This window comes from Martinezella tropici, assembly GCF_003287875.1.
Classification (GTDB): domain Bacteria; phylum Pseudomonadota; class Alphaproteobacteria; order Rhizobiales; family Rhizobiaceae; genus Rhizobium; species Rhizobium tropici_C.
On sequence record NZ_QMKK01000048.1, the window covers coordinates 70,956 to 86,499 of the forward strand.

16 protein-coding genes are annotated in these 15,544 nt (G+C 59.8%); 11 read left to right on the plus strand and 5 right to left on the minus strand.

Features of this window, described 5'->3' with window-relative positions:
- Positions 1-131: 131 nt before the first annotated feature.
- From DQ393_RS22445 to DQ393_RS22455, 3 genes are all read left to right on the plus strand, one after another.
- Positions 132-596, plus strand: a complete 465-nt coding sequence (locus tag DQ393_RS22445) for an Lrp/AsnC family transcriptional regulator (RefSeq protein WP_112343925.1) — start codon at positions 132-134, stop codon at positions 594-596.
- A 115-nt stretch (positions 597-711) separates the two neighbouring features.
- Positions 712-1,275, plus strand: coding sequence for a PH domain-containing protein (locus DQ393_RS22450; RefSeq protein ID WP_112343926.1), 564 nt, complete (start codon positions 712-714; stop codon positions 1,273-1,275).
- 106 nt (positions 1,276-1,381) lie between these two features.
- Complete coding sequence (locus tag DQ393_RS22455; protein WP_112343927.1) at positions 1,382-2,644, plus strand: NAD(P)/FAD-dependent oxidoreductase; 1,263 nt, start codon at positions 1,382-1,384, stop codon at positions 2,642-2,644.
- Positions 2,645-2,700: 56 nt separating this feature from the next.
- Here DQ393_RS22455 and DQ393_RS22460 read toward each other — a convergent pair whose 3' ends face one another.
- Complete coding sequence (locus DQ393_RS22460) at positions 2,701-3,744, minus strand: NAD(P)-dependent alcohol dehydrogenase (RefSeq protein ID WP_112343928.1); 1,044 nt, start codon at positions 3,742-3,744, stop codon at positions 2,701-2,703.
- 201 nt (positions 3,745-3,945) lie between these two features.
- Between DQ393_RS22460 and DQ393_RS22465 the strand changes: the two genes are divergently transcribed.
- From DQ393_RS22465 to ilvC, 3 genes are all read left to right on the plus strand, one after another.
- Complete coding sequence (locus DQ393_RS22465; protein WP_112343929.1) at positions 3,946-4,857, plus strand: AraC family transcriptional regulator; 912 nt, start codon at positions 3,946-3,948, stop codon at positions 4,855-4,857.
- Between the two features lie 199 nt (positions 4,858-5,056).
- Entirely contained in the window at positions 5,057-5,707 is a 651-nt protein-coding gene (locus DQ393_RS22470; RefSeq protein ID WP_112344062.1) for a TetR/AcrR family transcriptional regulator, read from the plus strand.
- 44 nt (positions 5,708-5,751) lie between these two features.
- Positions 5,752-6,771, plus strand: a complete 1,020-nt coding sequence (gene ilvC / locus DQ393_RS22475) for a ketol-acid reductoisomerase (RefSeq protein ID WP_037202641.1) — start codon at positions 5,752-5,754, stop codon at positions 6,769-6,771.
- A 50-nt stretch (positions 6,772-6,821) separates the two neighbouring features.
- Here ilvC and DQ393_RS22480 read toward each other — a convergent pair whose 3' ends face one another.
- The 3 genes from DQ393_RS22480 to DQ393_RS22490 are packed head-to-tail and all read right to left on the minus strand — an operon-like array spanning position 6,822 to position 8,050.
- Complete coding sequence (locus DQ393_RS22480; protein WP_112343930.1) at positions 6,822-7,409, minus strand: class I SAM-dependent methyltransferase; 588 nt, start codon at positions 7,407-7,409, stop codon at positions 6,822-6,824.
- 57 nt (positions 7,410-7,466) lie between these two features.
- Positions 7,467-7,841 carry a type II toxin-antitoxin system VapC family toxin gene (locus DQ393_RS22485; protein WP_112343931.1) on the minus strand — a complete coding sequence of 125 codons (375 nt, stop codon included), beginning with the start codon at positions 7,839-7,841 and terminating at the stop codon, positions 7,467-7,469.
- Positions 7,841-8,050: an AbrB/MazE/SpoVT family DNA-binding domain-containing protein gene (locus tag DQ393_RS22490; RefSeq protein WP_112343932.1), complete on the minus strand. Its 210-nt coding sequence runs from the start codon at positions 8,048-8,050 to the stop codon at positions 7,841-7,843. Before DQ393_RS22490 ends, DQ393_RS22485 begins: the two co-directional genes overlap by 1 nt.
- Positions 8,051-8,269: 219 nt before the next feature.
- Here DQ393_RS22490 and DQ393_RS22495 point away from each other — a divergent pair, with 219 nt between their 5' ends.
- Entirely contained in the window at positions 8,270-9,499 is a 1,230-nt protein-coding gene (locus tag DQ393_RS22495; protein WP_112343933.1) for a PLP-dependent aminotransferase family protein, read from the plus strand.
- A gap of 17 nt (positions 9,500-9,516) precedes the next feature.
- Here DQ393_RS22495 and DQ393_RS22500 read toward each other — a convergent pair whose 3' ends face one another.
- A complete protein-coding gene (locus DQ393_RS22500) occupies positions 9,517-10,575 on the minus strand; it encodes an aldo/keto reductase (RefSeq protein WP_112343934.1) in 1,059 nt (352 codons plus the stop codon).
- A gap of 172 nt (positions 10,576-10,747) precedes the next feature.
- Here DQ393_RS22500 and DQ393_RS22505 point away from each other — a divergent pair, with 172 nt between their 5' ends.
- The 4 genes from DQ393_RS22505 to DQ393_RS22520 all read left to right on the plus strand — a co-directional run bounded on the left by DQ393_RS22505 (position 10,748) and on the right by DQ393_RS22520 (position 15,532).
- On the plus strand, positions 10,748-11,728 hold the full coding sequence (locus DQ393_RS22505; protein ID WP_112343935.1) for an ABC transporter substrate-binding protein: 981 nt from the start codon (positions 10,748-10,750) through the stop codon (positions 11,726-11,728).
- A 17-nt stretch (positions 11,729-11,745) separates the two neighbouring features.
- The gene (locus tag DQ393_RS22510) at positions 11,746-13,440 is read left to right on the plus strand and encodes an ABC transporter permease (RefSeq protein ID WP_112343936.1); all 1,695 of its coding nucleotides are present in this window, start codon (positions 11,746-11,748) and stop codon (positions 13,438-13,440) included.
- Entirely contained in the window at positions 13,428-14,459 is a 1,032-nt protein-coding gene (locus tag DQ393_RS22515) for an ABC transporter ATP-binding protein (protein WP_112343937.1), read from the plus strand. The genes DQ393_RS22510 and DQ393_RS22515 overlap by 13 nt, the downstream gene beginning before the upstream one ends.
- Positions 14,460-14,536: 77 nt before the next feature.
- Positions 14,537-15,532, plus strand: coding sequence for an isopenicillin N synthase family dioxygenase (locus tag DQ393_RS22520; protein WP_112343938.1), 996 nt, complete (start codon positions 14,537-14,539; stop codon positions 15,530-15,532).
- Positions 15,533-15,544 lie beyond the last annotated feature (12 nt).

Here is a 15,544-nt window from a genome sequence, read left to right on the forward strand (position 1 = left end):
GAGGAATAGTGCGGTGATTCATCCGCCGTATGTTTGCGTTTTTTGAAGCTTATCAGGATTTCTCTGCAAATGTTTGCGCATTTTTCGATTTATGTGCAAAATAGCGGCGTACATACAGGGAATTACCGCAGATGCTGGACGAACGCGACCGAAAGATCCTCGAATTTCTGCAGGCGGATGCGGGCATATCCGTGACGGAGCTCGCCGATCGCGTCGCCTTGTCGGTGTCGGCGTGCTCGCGGCGTATACAGCGGCTTGAGGACAGCGGGCATATTGCCCGGCGCATCGTCGTGCTCGACCGTGAGAAGATGGGGGTGCCGACCACGGTCTATGCGATGATCAAGACGGCGCATCATGCCGACGAGTGGATCGAATCTTTCCGTAAGGTCATCGGCGACATCCCCGAGATCGTCGAGGCGCATCGGCTTACCGGGAATTATGATTATATTCTCAAGATCGTCTTGCCGCGTGTCGAGCATTACGATGTCATCTACAAGCAGCTCGTGCGCAAGATCGAGCTCTTCGATGTCTCTGCATCGATCTCGATGGAGGAGTTGAAAAGCGGCGCCTCCGTTCCTGTCGGGTATGCATATTAAATCGACAGCGTCGCGCGTAAATTCCGCATATCACATCGACAAAGCTCACATGGCGACGGTAGGCTTTTAAGTTGTAGAATCTATCTTGTGATTATCGCTCCAAGGGCAATCCGCTATGCGCAACACAGATATTCAGACTTACCTCCAGCCTGGTGAAAAACTGTTATGGCAGGGTCGACCAAAGCAAGGTTTCATGGTCGGCAAAAAAGATCTGCTGCTTGTACCCTTTTCGTTGTTGTGGGGCGGCTTTGCGGTCTTTTGGGAAAGCGCGGTCATCAGGCAAGGCAATGCGCCAATCTTTTTCAGGTTATGGGGCGTGCCTTTCGTGGCGATTGGACTCTATCTTATCGTCGGTCGTTTCGCGGTCGATGCATTCGTTCGCGCGAGAACTCAATATGCGGTCACTAATCAACGCATCATCATCTTGCGCGAAGGATGGTTTGCCAAGCTTCTGACCATGTCACTGGATCGCTTACCTGCCGTGGATCTCGATCAGAATGGTGACGGGACCGGTACAATCAATTTCGGAAGCGATACCGAAATCGGCTTCACACGCCGTGGCGGCGGTATGGGCATGTGGACGCCTGCACTTTCGAACGTGCCGCGATTTATTGGAGTCGCGGACGTGCGCGAAGTGTTCAATCTAATTGCGCGTGCCCAGTCCACAAAAGCATCCTAGCTCTCAGCATAAGGGAGCGGTGCAGGGGTGCCATGCATAAAAGACGGTTGCTGCTTACTCTTCTCAACCCTACGTTTTCAGCGAAACGTAGCCATGAGGTGTTGCCATGCAGGATCATCACGTTGTCGTTGTCGGGGGCGGTTTCGGCGGTGTGCAGTGCGTCAACGATCTGAAAGGCGCTCCCGTCCGCGTCACGATGATTGATCGGCGCAATCATCATCTGTTCCAGCCGCTTCTCTATCAGGTCGCGACCACTTTGCTCGCGACATCGGAGATTGCCTGGCCGATCCGCAATTTCTTCAGGGACCGTCCCGAGGTGACGACGCTGCTGGCGGAGGTCGTCGGCGTCGACAGCGAAACGCGGCAGGTCTTCTTGAAGAATGGTCAAAAGATTGGCTACGATACGCTGGTGCTGGCAACGGGGGCCACTCATGCTTATTTCGGTCATGACGAGTGGGAGCCGGTGGCGCCGGGACTGAAGACTCTGGAGGATGCGACGACCATCCGCCGCCGCGTGCTGCTGGCTTTCGAGCAGGCGGAGATGGAAACGGATCCGACCGTTCGTGAGTCGCTCCTGACCTTCGTCATCGTCGGCGCGGGGCCGACTGGCGTAGAGCTTGCCGGCATCATTTCGGAACTGGCAAGGACGACCTTGCCCAGGGAGTTCCGCAATATCGATACCCGAAAGGCAAAGATCATTCTGGTGGAGGCCGGGCCGCGCGTGCTTCCGGCGTTCGCTGAGGATCTGTCCGATTATGCGCGGAAGGAGCTGGAGGAGCTGGGTGTCGAAATCCGCTTCGGCAAGCCGGTCACCTTGTGCTCGGCCGAAGGCGTGATGATCGGAGACGCCTTCGTACCATGCCGCACCATCGTCTGGGCGGCGGGCGTCCAGGCATCGCCGGCCGCCAAATGGCTGGATATTCCTGCGGACCGCGCAGGCCGGGCGGTGGTGGATAAGGAGCTGCGGGCGCCGGGCAAGCAAGATATTTTCATCATCGGCGATACGGCATCCGTCCTGCGTGACGACGGCAGCCCGGTGCCGGGGATCGCTCCGGCTGCAAAGCAGCAGGGTGCTTACGTTGCCAAGGTGATCAAGGCGAAGCTGGCCGGCCAGCCGGCGCCGGGGCCATTTCACTATCGCCATCAAGGCAGCCTGGCGACGATCGGTAAAAGTGCTGCAATCATCGATTTCGGCTGGATTAAGCTTAAGGGCTGGCTAGCCTGGTGGGTGTGGGGCCTGGCCCACATTTATTTCCTGATCGGCGTGCGCTGGCGCATCGCCGTCGCCTGGAGCTGGCTTTGGATCTATATCAGCCGGCAGCACAGCGCCCGGCTGATCACGCAGAAGGAAACCATGCGCGAGGAATGAAAAAAAGGGCAGCCGCAGCGGCTGCCCTTTTCCTATGGGTTGCTGCGCGGCAGTGCTTATGCCAGCGAAGCGATATCGATGACGAAGCGGTAGCGGACGTCGCTCTTCAGCACGCGCTCATAGGCTTCGTTGATTTCCTGGATGTTGATCTTCTCGATCTCGGCGACAATGTTGTGCTCGCCGCAGAAGTCGAGCATTTCCTGGGTTTCCTTGATCGAGCCGATCATGGAGCCGGAAAGGCTGCGGCGGCCGGGGATCAGCGAGAAGGCATGGACCGGAACCGCATGCTCGGGAACGCCGACCAGCACCATGCTGCCATCATATTTCAGAAGGTTCAGATAGGCGTTCCAATCGATCGCCGTACCAACCGTGTTGATGATCAGGTCGAAGGTGCCGGCGAGCTTCGTGAAGGTTTCGGCGTCGCTGGTGGCGTAGTAGTCCTTCGCGCCGAGCTTGAAGCCGTCTTCCTTCTTCGACAGCGTCTGGCTGAGAACTGTCACGTCGGCGCCCATGGCGTGGGCCAGCTTCACGCCCATGTGGCCGAGGCCGCCCATGCCGACAATCGCGACCTTCTTGCCCGGTCCGGCTTTCCAGTGGCGCAGCGGCGAATAGAGCGTGATGCCGGCGCACAGCAGCGGTGCGCCCGAATCGAGCGGAATGTTTTCGGGGAAGGAGAGGACATAGCCTTCCTTGACGACGATCGAGTCGGAGTAGCCGCCATAGGTTGGCGTCTCGCCATCGGCTTCCACGTCGTTGTAGGTCTGAACCAAGCCCGGCATGTAGTGCTCGTAATCCAGATCGCGCGTGGCACAGGTCGTGCAGGAATTGACGAAGCAGCCGACGCCGACGCGGTCGCCGACCTTGAACTTCGTGACCTCGGAACCGACGGCGGTCACGATGCCGGCGACTTCGTGGCCGGGCACCATCGGATATTTCGAGCCGCCCCATTCGTTGCGGGCCTGGTGAATGTCGGAATGGCAGACGCCGCAATATTTGACGGAGATGACAACGTCGTCCGCGTTCGGCTCGCGCCGCTCGAAAGTGAAAGGCGTGAGCGGCTTGGACGCGTCGGTTGCTGCATAACCCTTTGCGATAGGCATGGGAGATTTCCTTATTTTTTCGGATGGGTTGGGAGTAGAATTTGGATGGCCCACCATGCATCAGGACCGGGTCACAGCGTTAGAGCGATCCTGCAAGCTTTATGTACGATCCTGCGAATCTAAATGTGCGGCAGGTCTTTCGCGATCGAATGGTGTTATCTAGATAAGCATCGATATCTGCACGAAAACAGTTGGTTGCGCATGACACTGCCTTTCAATCCCAATCAGGAACTCGCATCGATCGTTGCACGTTTCGCTCCGGGGGACGGCGAACACCGCACGCCGATAGACAATCTTAATCTCTATCGGCAGTCGGCCGCGACCGTGTGGCAGCATGGGGCTTACCGGCCCTGTTTTGCCATCGTGGTCCAGGGACGCAAGAACCTGACAATCGGCGCCGAGACCTACAATTACGGGGTCGGCGAGTATATTTTGACTGCGCTCGACTTGCCGGTGTCGACGCAGGTCACCAATGTCGGCAGCGATGCGCCCTATCTTTGCTTCGGCATGGCGCTCGACAGCGAACGGTTGAAGGAGCTGCTGTCGCGCGTCAGCGTTCCGCGTCAGGCACTGACTGCCGAGCCTGTGCGCGGAATTGCGGTCAATGCCGCCTCGCCGGAACTGCTCGATGCCTCGCTGCGGCTGCTCCGATTGCTTGATCGGCCCCAAGATATTCCGGCCATGGCGCCTTTGATCGAGCAGGAAATCCTCTACCGCCTGCTAACTGGTCCGAACGGCCCTCGGCTGCTGCAGATCGCCATGGCGGAGAGCCAGAGCAACCGGGTGGCGCGTGCCGTCGCCTGGCTCCGCGGCAACTATACGCAGCCGCTGCGCATCGAAGAACTCGCCGAGCGCGTCGGCATGAGCGTTTCCTCGCTGCATCATCATTTTAAGACTGTTACGGCCCTATCGCCGATGCAGTATCAAAAGCAGCTTCGGCTGCATGAGGCCCGTCGGCTGATGATCGTCGAGCAGCTCGACGTCGGATCGGCCGGTCATCGTGTCGGCTATCAGAGTCCTTCACAGTTCAGCCGCGAATATAGTCGGCTTTACGGCCTGCCGCCGCTGAAGGATGTCGAGGCCATGCGCAATAGCGTGGTCGCGGCCGAGTAGGCGATGTTTCCGACCAATCATTTGCGTCAAGCCCTATCGATCAACTGACCGACTCGCGGCAGCTGCTACCGTTTAGTAGCATGAAAAGCACTCTCTTTTTAACGCAGTGCAGCAACGAATTCCGCTTGACGGCTGTCTTGTCGTCCTGCATAAAGCGCCACGAACCGTACCGTACGGTACGCATTTGGGAGTGGCCATCGTGCTGAGCGAAGTAGGACAGTCGAGCGAGTTTTCGCCGCGCCAGAACGCCGTTCTGGAGCAGGCGCTGCGTCTGCTCGTCGACGGCGGCGAGAAGGCGCTGACGACCTCGGGCGTCGCGCGCGCCGCCAATTGCTCGAAGGAAAGTCTCTACAAGTGGTTCGGCGACCGTGACGGTCTTTTGTCGGCGATGATCACCTATCAGGCCAGCAAGGTTCGCACCTTCGAGCGCAATGGCGAGCGGCTGAATCCGGCAAGCCTGCATGACCACCTCGTCATATTCGCCCGCGACCTGCTGGAGGTTCTGGCGGGCGACGTTTCTCTCGCTTTGAACCGCCTGGCGATCGGCCAGTCGAACCGCGATGGCTCGAAGCTCGGCAAGCTGCTTCTGGAGCGCGGGCGCCGGCAGATCGACCGCCGTGCCATCGGTCTCATCGATGCCGGCAAGCGGGTGGGGTTGCTGCGCTTTGCCGATGCGGACGAGGCATATCACACGCTTTATGGGCTCATCGTCTCCGACCTGCATGTGCGCATGCTGCTCGGTGAGCCCGGTTTGAAGGATACGAGCCGTCAGGCTGAGAAGGCGGTCAGCGCCTTCCTCAAGCTTTACGGCACGGAAAAGGTATTGGCGGAAGCAGCAGCGACCGTCTGAGCAGATCCAAGTTTACACCAGACAAGCAAAGGGAAGGACAAACAATGCGCGTCTATTACGATCGTGATGCCGATCTCAACCTCATCAAGTCGAAAAAGGTCGCCGTCATCGGCTACGGTTCCCAGGGCCGCGCTCACGCGCTGAACCTGAAGGACAGCGGCGCACAGAACCTTGTGATCGCGCTGAAGGCCGGTTCGCCCACGATCAAGAAGGCCGAGGCCGATGGCTTCAAGGTCATGACCGTTGCCGAAGCTGCCGCCTGGGCCGACCTGATGATGATGGCGACCCCGGACGAACTGCAGGCCGATATCTATAAGGCCGATATTGCTCCGAACATTCGTGACGGCGCTGCGATCGCTTTCGCACACGGCCTCAACGTTCACTTCGGCCTCATCGAGCCGAAGGCTTCGGTCGATGTCGTCATGATCGCGCCGAAGGGCCCGGGCCACACGGTTCGCGGCGAATACCAGAAGGGCGGCGGCGTTCCCTGCCTCGTTGCCGTCCATCAGAACGCTTCCGGCAACGCCCTTGAACTCGCTCTCTCCTACGCCTGCGGCGTCGGCGGCGGCCGTTCGGGCATCATCGAAACCAACTTCCGCGAAGAGTGCGAAACCGACCTCTTCGGCGAACAGGTCGTTCTCTGCGGCGGTCTCGTCGAGCTCATCCGCGCCGGCTTCGAAACGCTGGTTGAAGCCGGCTACGCTCCGGAAATGGCCTATTTCGAATGCCTGCACGAAGTGAAGCTGATCGTCGACCTGATCTATGAAGGCGGCATCGCCAACATGAACTACTCGATCTCGAACACGGCCGAGTGGGGCGAATACGTCACCGGTCCGCGCATCATCACCGAAGAAACCAAGGCTGAGATGAAGCGTGTCCTCAAGGACATCCAGACCGGCAAGTTCACCTCCGAGTGGATGCAGGAATACCGTTCGGGTGCTGCCCGCTTCAAGGGTATCCGCCGCAACAACGACAGCCACCAGATCGAAGAAGTCGGCGCCAAGCTGCGCGGCATGATGCCCTGGATCGGCAAGAACAAGCTGGTCGACAAGTCGGTCAACTAAGCTTTCGGCGAGAGCTGGATTGGAGGGCCGGGGCGAAAGCTCCGGCCTTTCTATTTATGAGCGGCGACGTAGAGCCATCTTGTGGGCACGCCATCGAAACCGCCACCGTCGGCTTCGGTCATGGTGATGTTCTTCCATCCGCGAATGCTTAGCATATCCCGAAGCCATGAGGCCGACGGATAGTTGTAATAGCGTCCGAACTTGTCGTGCCCCTCTGCTTCACCCGCCTTGAAGCTGGCGTGGAAGATGCCGCCCGTCTTTAGGGCGCGCAAAATGCGATCGAAGATATCCGGCAGAACAGATCGCGGAACATGCAGAAGGCTGGCTTCCGCCCATATGCCGTCGAAGATTTCGGTGGCATCCAAGGCTTCGAAGCGCATCACTCGAACGGGCCTGCCGAGACGCTTTTCCGCTTCTCTCGCAAGTTCGGCGGAGCCATCCGTGGGCGTAACGTCGAAGCCGCGGGACAGCATGTAGGCGGCATCCTGACCGCCGCCGCAACCGAGTTCGAGGATGGCTGCGCCTGCGGGCAGGGCGGTCAGAAAGGCATCCAGCCTTTGGCGCGGCAGCCTGCGTTCACGCGCCGCGTAGACGACGGCGTTGTCGGTATAGAAGGACGATGTCGGATCGGTGCTCATGCTGGTTGGCGCCTTTTCGAGATGTATCGCGTTTAAGCGGAAAAGGGCAAATATCTATTATGCTTTGCCAAAATAGACCACGCGTTCCAGGTCCTTGAAATGCGCATCCAGCGTCAGAACGTCGGCGTCGTGCTGTTCGGCGGTGGCGTAGATGATCGCATCGGCGAGTGCGAGTTTGTATTTCGCAGAGACTTCGGCGGCGCGGCGGGCGAGAGCGGTATCGAGGGGAGCGACGATGCAGGTGGCGGTGTAGGCGAAGAAGGAATCGACTGCGTCCTCATCGCGCTCGCGCTCCAGCCATTTGGAAAGTTCGAGCTGGACGATAGTGGGGACGATACATTCGGTTCGCGCAGGCATCTCGCCTTGAAGCCGATCTGCAGCCGGACCTTGGGTCAGCCACTCGATCCAGGCTGAGCTATCAACGACGCGCATTAGAACCGGTCTTTCCGGTCACGGTAATTACCAGGGTTGGCGCCCTTCGCCATGCCCTTGAGGTCAGCAAGTTCGGGTACGGGGATAAGCAGCACACCCTTGCCCTTCGGAATGAAAACAAATTCCTGGCCCGCGCTCCAATGCTGCTGGTCACGAACTTCTTTCGGGATCGATATCTGAAATTTCGAGGAGAGAGTTGCGGTCGCCATTCTTACTTTTTCCGATCGATGGATAGAACGTAAGAATAGCACCCGAAGAGAGAAATGTGTAGGTCATTCGGAAGCGGTCCGAGCATCGGTGATCGGCAAAGCATCGTTGAGTTTCGAGAGTTGTTTGTCACTGTCACAAACAAAATAGGTCAGCATTATTGACTTATCTTTTATTGCGTGATCTTGTGACGGAAAGACCAAAAATTACGAGGAAGCCCCATGTTGAATTGGGAAAATATCTTTGCGACGCGCTCAAGCCGCATGCGCGCCTCCGAAATCCGCGAGCTGCTGAAACTCTTGGAGCGGCCGGATATCATCTCTTTTGCAGGTGGTATTCCCGATCCCGCTCTGTTTCCCGATGCCGAATTCAAGCAGGCCTATGCCGATATCTTTTCCGGTCCGACGGTGAATGCAGCGCTGCAATATTCGGTCAGCGAGGGCTACAAGCCGCTGCGCGAATGGCTTGTCGGCCAGATGGGCGCGCTCGGCATTCCCTGCGAACTCGAAAATGTCTTCATCGTTTCCGGTTCGCAGCAGGGGCTCGATTATCTCGGCAAGCTTTTCCTGTCGCCGAAGGATACGGCGCTTGTGACAGCGCCGACCTATCTTGGCGCGTTGCAGGCTTTCAACGCCTATGAGCCGGCCTATGACCAGCTGACGCCGAACGGCAACCGCACGCCGGATTCCTATCGCGCCGCGGCTTCGCAGGCGGGCGGCAGGGTGAAGTTCGCCTATCTCTCGGCCGATTTTGCCAATCCGACGGGCGAGACCGTCGATCTGGCCGGCCGCAAGAAGGTGCTCGACCTTGCCGAAGAGCTCGATATCGCCGTCATCGAAGACGCCGCCTATCAGTCGCTGCGTTATGACGGCGATCCGGTCGCGCCGATCTTGGCGCTGGAAATCGCGCGCAAGGGCAGCATCAACGACACGCGCACGATCTATTGCGGCAGCTTTTCGAAGACGCTGGCGCCTGGCCTTCGCGTCGGCTTCGTCGTTGCCAATGCGCCTGTCATCCGCAAACTCGTCCTGATGAAACAGGCGGCCGACCTGCATTCCTCGACCATCAACCAGATCGCCATTCATCAGGTCGCAGAGCGTGGTTTCGATGCGCAGGTTGCCAAGATCCGCAAGACCTACAGCCACCGCCGCGACTGCATGCTGGCGGCGCTTGCGAAATACATGCCCGACGGTACGAGCTGGACGAGGCCGCAGGGCGGCATGTTCGTCTGGATCACCCTGCCGAAGGGCATGGATGGCGCCAAGCTGCTCGCGCGGTCGCTAGAAACGGCGAAAGTCGCCTTCGTGCCCGGGCAGGCCTTCTTCGCCGACGGTTCGGGCGCGAACACCTTCCGCGTCAGCTTCTCCTGCGCCAATGACGAGATGATCGAAGAGGGCATTTCGCGGCTCGGCAAGCTGATCGCGGGCGAGATCGGAGCAATGGCGGCCTAAGCCGCCACCACCGTTTTTTACTTCGCCAGATGCGGGCCGATCAGCGCCAGATCGGCCTCGCTCAGCCTGTCGCTGGCGGTATTGCGCTGGTGCCAATAGGGATACATCAGCGGCGGTAGGCTGACGTCGTCCAGCCGCTTGCGTTCTTCGTCGGTCAGCTTCAATTCGGCGCTGGCAAGATTGTCCTTGAACTGCGCCTCGGTGCGGCCGCCGATGATGACCGAGGTCACGCCCTTTCGGCCGATGAGCCAGGCAAGCGCCACCTGAGCGGCGGAAACGCCGCGACCATCTGCGATCTCCACCAACCTGTCGACGATATTCCACAGACGGTTCTCATTGCGGATCGGCGGTTCCGTCCAGCCGGCGAACTGGCGCGTACCCTCCGGTGTCGCCTGATTGCGGCGATGCTTGCCCGAGAGCAGGCCGCCGGCGATCGGGCTCCAGACGAGAATGCCGAGGCCCTGGTCGATACTAACAGGCACCAGCTCGTTTTCCGCGTCGCGTGCTTCGAGCGTGTAATGGATCTGCTGGCTGACGAAGCGTTCGCGCTTGTCGCGCTCGCTGACGCCGAGCGCCTTCATGATGTGCCAGCCGGAAAAGTTCGAGCAGCCGATATAGCGGACCTTGCCCTGGCGAACCAAGGTGTCGAGCGCTTCCATCGTCTCTTCCAGCGGTGTCTGTCCGTCCCACTCATGCAGCTGGTAGAGATCGATCACATCGGTCTTCATGCGCTTCAGGCTCGCCTCGCAGGCCTGAATGAGGTGCTGGCGGGACGAGCCGGCATCGTTGACGCCCGGCCCCATCGGGAAGCGTGCCTTGGTGGCGATGAGCACGCCGTTCTTGCGCGGGCCGCCGATGATCTCACCGAGAATCTCCTCCGATGCGCCTTGCGAGTAGACGTCGGCCGTATCGAGCAGGTTGACGCCGGCGTCGATACACATGTCGACAAGCTTCTTGGCATCCTTGATGCCGAGATCGCCGACGGTTTTTGCCCAGCCGACGCCGCCGAAAGTCATGGTGCCCATTGTGATGGTGGAAACTTTGAGGCCGGAGCGGCCAAGCAGGCGATATTCCATAGATCTGTCCTCCTCGATCCCGTCTGAAATACGTACGTCAAGAAATAGCGCCGGATGCCGATCGTCAAGATTCAATCATCATACGAACGGCAATCTATTCAAATTCAACTGTCACAATCATGTTAAGCCCTGCGTCTAGACAACCTCCTACAACCTAGTCGAGGACGTTTTCATGAAGACCTTTGTTTCCGCCTTTGCCGGCCTGTTGGCCATTGCCCTTTTCTCCGGCAGCGCCAATGCCGCCGATCTCGTCCTCTATACCAGTCAGCCGAATGCCGATGCACAGGCGACTGTCGATGGCTTCATGGCCGCCAATCCCGGCATCAAGGTCGATTGGGTTCGTGACGGCACGCCGCAGATCATCGCCAAGCTGCAGGCCGAAATGCAGGCTGGCGCTCCGGTCGCCGATGTCCTGTTGATCGCCGATACGGTGACGCTGGAGCGCCTGAAGGAAGCCGGCAAGCTGCTTGCCTACAAGTCGCCAGAAGCCAAGAACTACGATGCCTCGCTCTATGACACCGACGGCTATTACTATTCCACCAAGCTGATCACGACCGGCATCGTCTACAACACCGCGGCCGCGATGAAGCCGGCAAGCTGGCAGGATCTGGTGAAGCCGGAAGCCAAGGGCCTCGTCGCCATGCCGAGCCCGCTTGCCTCGGGCGCCGCTCTCATTCACGCGCAGACGCTCGCCGGCGTCGGTAGCCTCGGCTGGGATTACTACAAGAACCTCGCCGACAATGGCGCGATCGCCTCGGGCGGCAATGGCGCGGTGCTCAAGTCGGTTGCTTCCGGCGAGAAGGCCTATGGCATGATCGTCGATTACATGCCGATCCGCGAGAAGGCCAAGGGCGCTCCGCTGGAATTCGTCTTCCCGAAGGAAGGTGTTTCAGCCGTCACCGAACCGGTGGGCATTCTGGCGAGCACGCAGCATGCCGATGCCGCCAAGAAGTTCGTCGATTACGTCCTCTCGGAAAAGGGCCAGGAAGGCTTCCTGAAGCTCGGCTACATCCCGGCCCGCAATGGTACGCCGCTGCCGCAAGGCTTCCCGGCACGTGACAGCATCAAGGTTTTGCCGTTGAATGCCGCCGATGCTCTCAAGAACACGGATCAGGACCTGAAGACCTTCTCCACCTACTTCAAGTCGAAGTAATCCGACCCGGATCTGGAATGTACTCATATATGCGTAGGGGAAACAGCCAGCCGGCCTGGCTGTTTCCTTTTGTTGTTGCCGTCGTGCTGTTGCTCAGCGTCCTGCCGCTGGCGCGGCTGGCGCTTACCGGCATCGAGGCACTTCTCAAGGGCGGGACCTATGAGCTCGTCACCGATCCCGCGCTCTGGCGCTCGGTCTGGTACACGATCGAAACGGCCGTGCTCGGCACCATCATTTCCGTCGTCCTTGGCAGCCTCTTCGCATTCCTGCTGACATTGACAGATCTTTCGGGCAGGGGGCTCATCGGTTTCCTCTTCGTGCTACCGATGATGATCCCGCCGCAGGTCACGGCGCTTGCCTGGGTGCAGATGTCCGGGCCGTCGAGCCCTTTGCTGAAAGCGCTGCATATCGCGCCGCCGCTCGGCTCGCCGCAGCCGCTCTATTCCGTCAGCGGCATCGCGCTGCTCTATGGCGTTCAGCATGCGCCGCTGGTCTATCTCGCTTTGCGCGCCGGCCTGATGGCGCTGCCACGCGATGGTGTGGAAGCGGCAAGGCTTTCCGGAGCCTCAGGCCTGCGCGTCTTCCGCGATATTATTCTGCCCTTGTCTCTGCCCGGTGTCATTGCCGGAGCCGCGATTGCTTTCGTCTCCTCGATCGGCAATTTCGGTATTCCTGCGATCCTCGGCATTCCTGCCTCGATCTACACGTTATCGACCCTGATCTTCACCAAGTTCTCCAATTTCGGGCCGAGGACATTCGGCGATATCGCCGTACTCTCGACGATGATCGCCGTCATCGCCGTTGCCGGTCTTGCCGTGCAGGGCAGGGCTCTGAAGGGGCGTGATTACCGTGTCATCGGTATTTCCGGTGCGACGGCTGCCTTTTCGCTTGGCCGCTGGCGCTATCTGGCCTTGCCCGTGCTCTGCGCCATTTTGTTCGTCATGCTCGTCGCACCCTTCCTGGCGCTGGTCGCAGGCGCGCTGGTGCCGGCCTATGGCGTGCCGCTCACCTTCAAGACGGCATCGCTCAATGCCTTCACGGAAATCCTGTTTCGGCAGAGCATAACGCGGACCGCCTTTTCCAATTCGTTGTTTCTGGCGGGAATGACAGCATTGGGTCTCCTCTTCGTGACAGTGCTCACGGCCTATGCGCTGACGCGGCGCAAGGACGCGCTCAGCCGCATCGTTGGCGGCATGATCGAGATCCCCTATGCGCTTCCGGGCATCATCATTGCCGTCTGCTTCATTCTGGTGTTTGCCGCACCCTTGCCGATCCTCAACGTCACGCTTTACGGAACGATCTGGATCATCCTGCTTGCCTATTTCTCCGCCTATTTCGCCGTCAGCCTGAAGCCGGTCATGAGCGCTTTCCTGCAGCTCGATCCGGCGCTGGAAGAGGCGGCGCGGCTTTCCGGAGCCGGCTTCTTCCGCCGGTTGATCGATATCATCGTGCCGCTGATCGCGCCGGCGGCGGGTGCCTCGGTGATCCTCGTCTTCCTCATTGCCTGCAACGAGCTGACCGTTTCGGCTCTGCTCTGGTCGGCCGGCACGCAGACGCTCGGCGTCGTCATTTACAATCTCGACGACGGCGGCAGCGCCGATCTTGCCTCGGCCATGTCGGTCATCGTCATCGCCATGGTCGTCATCATGATGGTGCTTCTGGAAATCATGGCCAAGCGCCTGCCGAAGGGAGTGGTGCCTTGGCGAAGCTGATCCTCAACCATATCAGCAAGGATTTTGGTACCGGTGGCCGGGCTGCCGTCAATGCCTTGTCGCTCGATGTTCGCGAGGGCGGTTTCCTGGCGCTGCTCGGCCCCTCCGGTTGCGGCAAGACGACCGTGCTTCGAATGATCGCCGGCTTCGAGCAGCCGACGGATGGCTCCATCCATCTCGGCGAACGGCTACTGGCGGATGCCGTAAACATGTTGCCGCCCGAGCGGCGCAACATGGCGATGGTGTTTCAATCCTATGCGCTCTGGCCGCATATGAACGTATCAGACAATGTCGGTTATCCACTCAAGGTGCGCGGCATCTCCGGCGAGCGTTATCGCGAGAAGGTGCGCGAGGCCTTGGCGACGGTGCGGCTTGACGATTATGCCGAGCGCCGGCCAGCCGAACTCTCCGGCGGCCAGCGCCAGCGCGTGGCGCTTGCTCGCTGCTTGGTGACATCGCCCGATGTCGTGCTGCTCGACGAACCGCTCGCCAATCTCGACCGTCACCTGAAGAAGGAGATGGAGGAGACTTTTCGCGAGTTTCATCAGCGCTCCGGTGCCACCATGGTCTATGTCACGCACGACCAGAGCGAAGCGATGGCGCTTGCGACCGATGTTGCCGTCATGTCCGAAGGGCGGCTCCTGCAGGTGGCGCAGCCGGCGGAGATCTATGCACGCCCTGAAGGGAAAATGGTCGGCAGTCTGGTCGGGCAGGGCGCCATCCTGTCGATGGCTTTTCCCGACGGCGGTCCGCGCCGTATCGATTGGCCGTTCTTCCGGGGCTTATGGGAGAATCGGGCAGGCGGCTCGGCGGGCGCGGATGTTCTCGTGCGGCCGGAGGACGTGGTTGTCGACGGCGAGGGCATTTCATGCCGTGTCGATTCCGTTCTCTATGAGGGCGAGCGCTATGCGCTGAGGCTGTCTATGTCGGATGGACAGGTGTTGCGCGCCTATAGCCGCGAGGCTGTTGCCGTGGGCGATGATTATCGGGTCGCGGTCCGCTCGGCCTGGCGGCTTTGATCGGGCAGGGGACAAGATGGTTGTTCCCCGCCTTCTCCTATGCTTGATTTGCTCGAGGTTACGGATGGGAGTCGCGCATGTCCGATCATAGCTTTCCTATTTTCGATCTCGGCGCCTTCGAGGCGGCTGGTCATGAGGAGAAAAAGCGGCTCGGTGCGGAGGTGGATCGGATATGCCGCTCGACCGGCTTTCTGGCAATTTCCAACCATGGCGTTGCAGACGCCGTCATCGCCGAGGTCTGGAAGAAAACGCAAGCATTCTTCGATCTGCCACCCGAGGTGAAGCAGCGGGCGAAAACGCTCTATCCCGGTTATCCCTACGGCTATCTCGGGCCGGGCACCGAAGCGCTGGCAAAATCGCGCAATGTCGACACGCCGCCGGATTTGAAGGAAAGCTTCAATGGCGGCCCGCTTTCCGTTCCCGCTGATATGAGCGATCCGGAGGCGCTCGGCTTCTGCTATGCCGCCACCATTTGGCCGGAAGAACCTGATGGATTTGTGGAGGCATGGAAGGCTTACTACGGAGCTATGGAAGATTTGGCGGCGCGCATCATGCGCGTGTTCGCAACGGCGCTCGGCCTCGACGAACACTTCTTCGATCCTCACGTCGATGCACCGATCAGTGCGCTGAGGGCGCTGAATTATCCCGAGCAGCATGTACCGCCGCAGCCGGGCCAGCTTCGCGCCGGTGCGCATACCGATTACGGCAGCCTGACGATCCTTCTGCCGCAATCCGGCTCGAAAGGGCTCGAGATCATCGCTCCTGATGGCAACTGGACGCCGGTGCCCCCGGTGGAGGGGGCTTTCGTTATCAACATCGGCGACCTGATGGCGCTCTGGACCAACGATCGCTGGGTCTCGACCGTGCATCGCGTCGTCAATCCGCCGCCGGAGGAGGGCGGCATGCAGCGGCGGCAATCCCTGGCCTTCTTCCATCAGCCGAACTGGTTTGCCGAGATCGCCTGCCTGCCGTCGTGCCTGAAGGAAGGCGAGGAGCCGAAATATGCGTCTGTTCTCTCCGGCCCGTATCTGATGGGCAAATTCAAATCGACCGTGACCGCGAAGGCCGGGTGATATCGGTTTAGT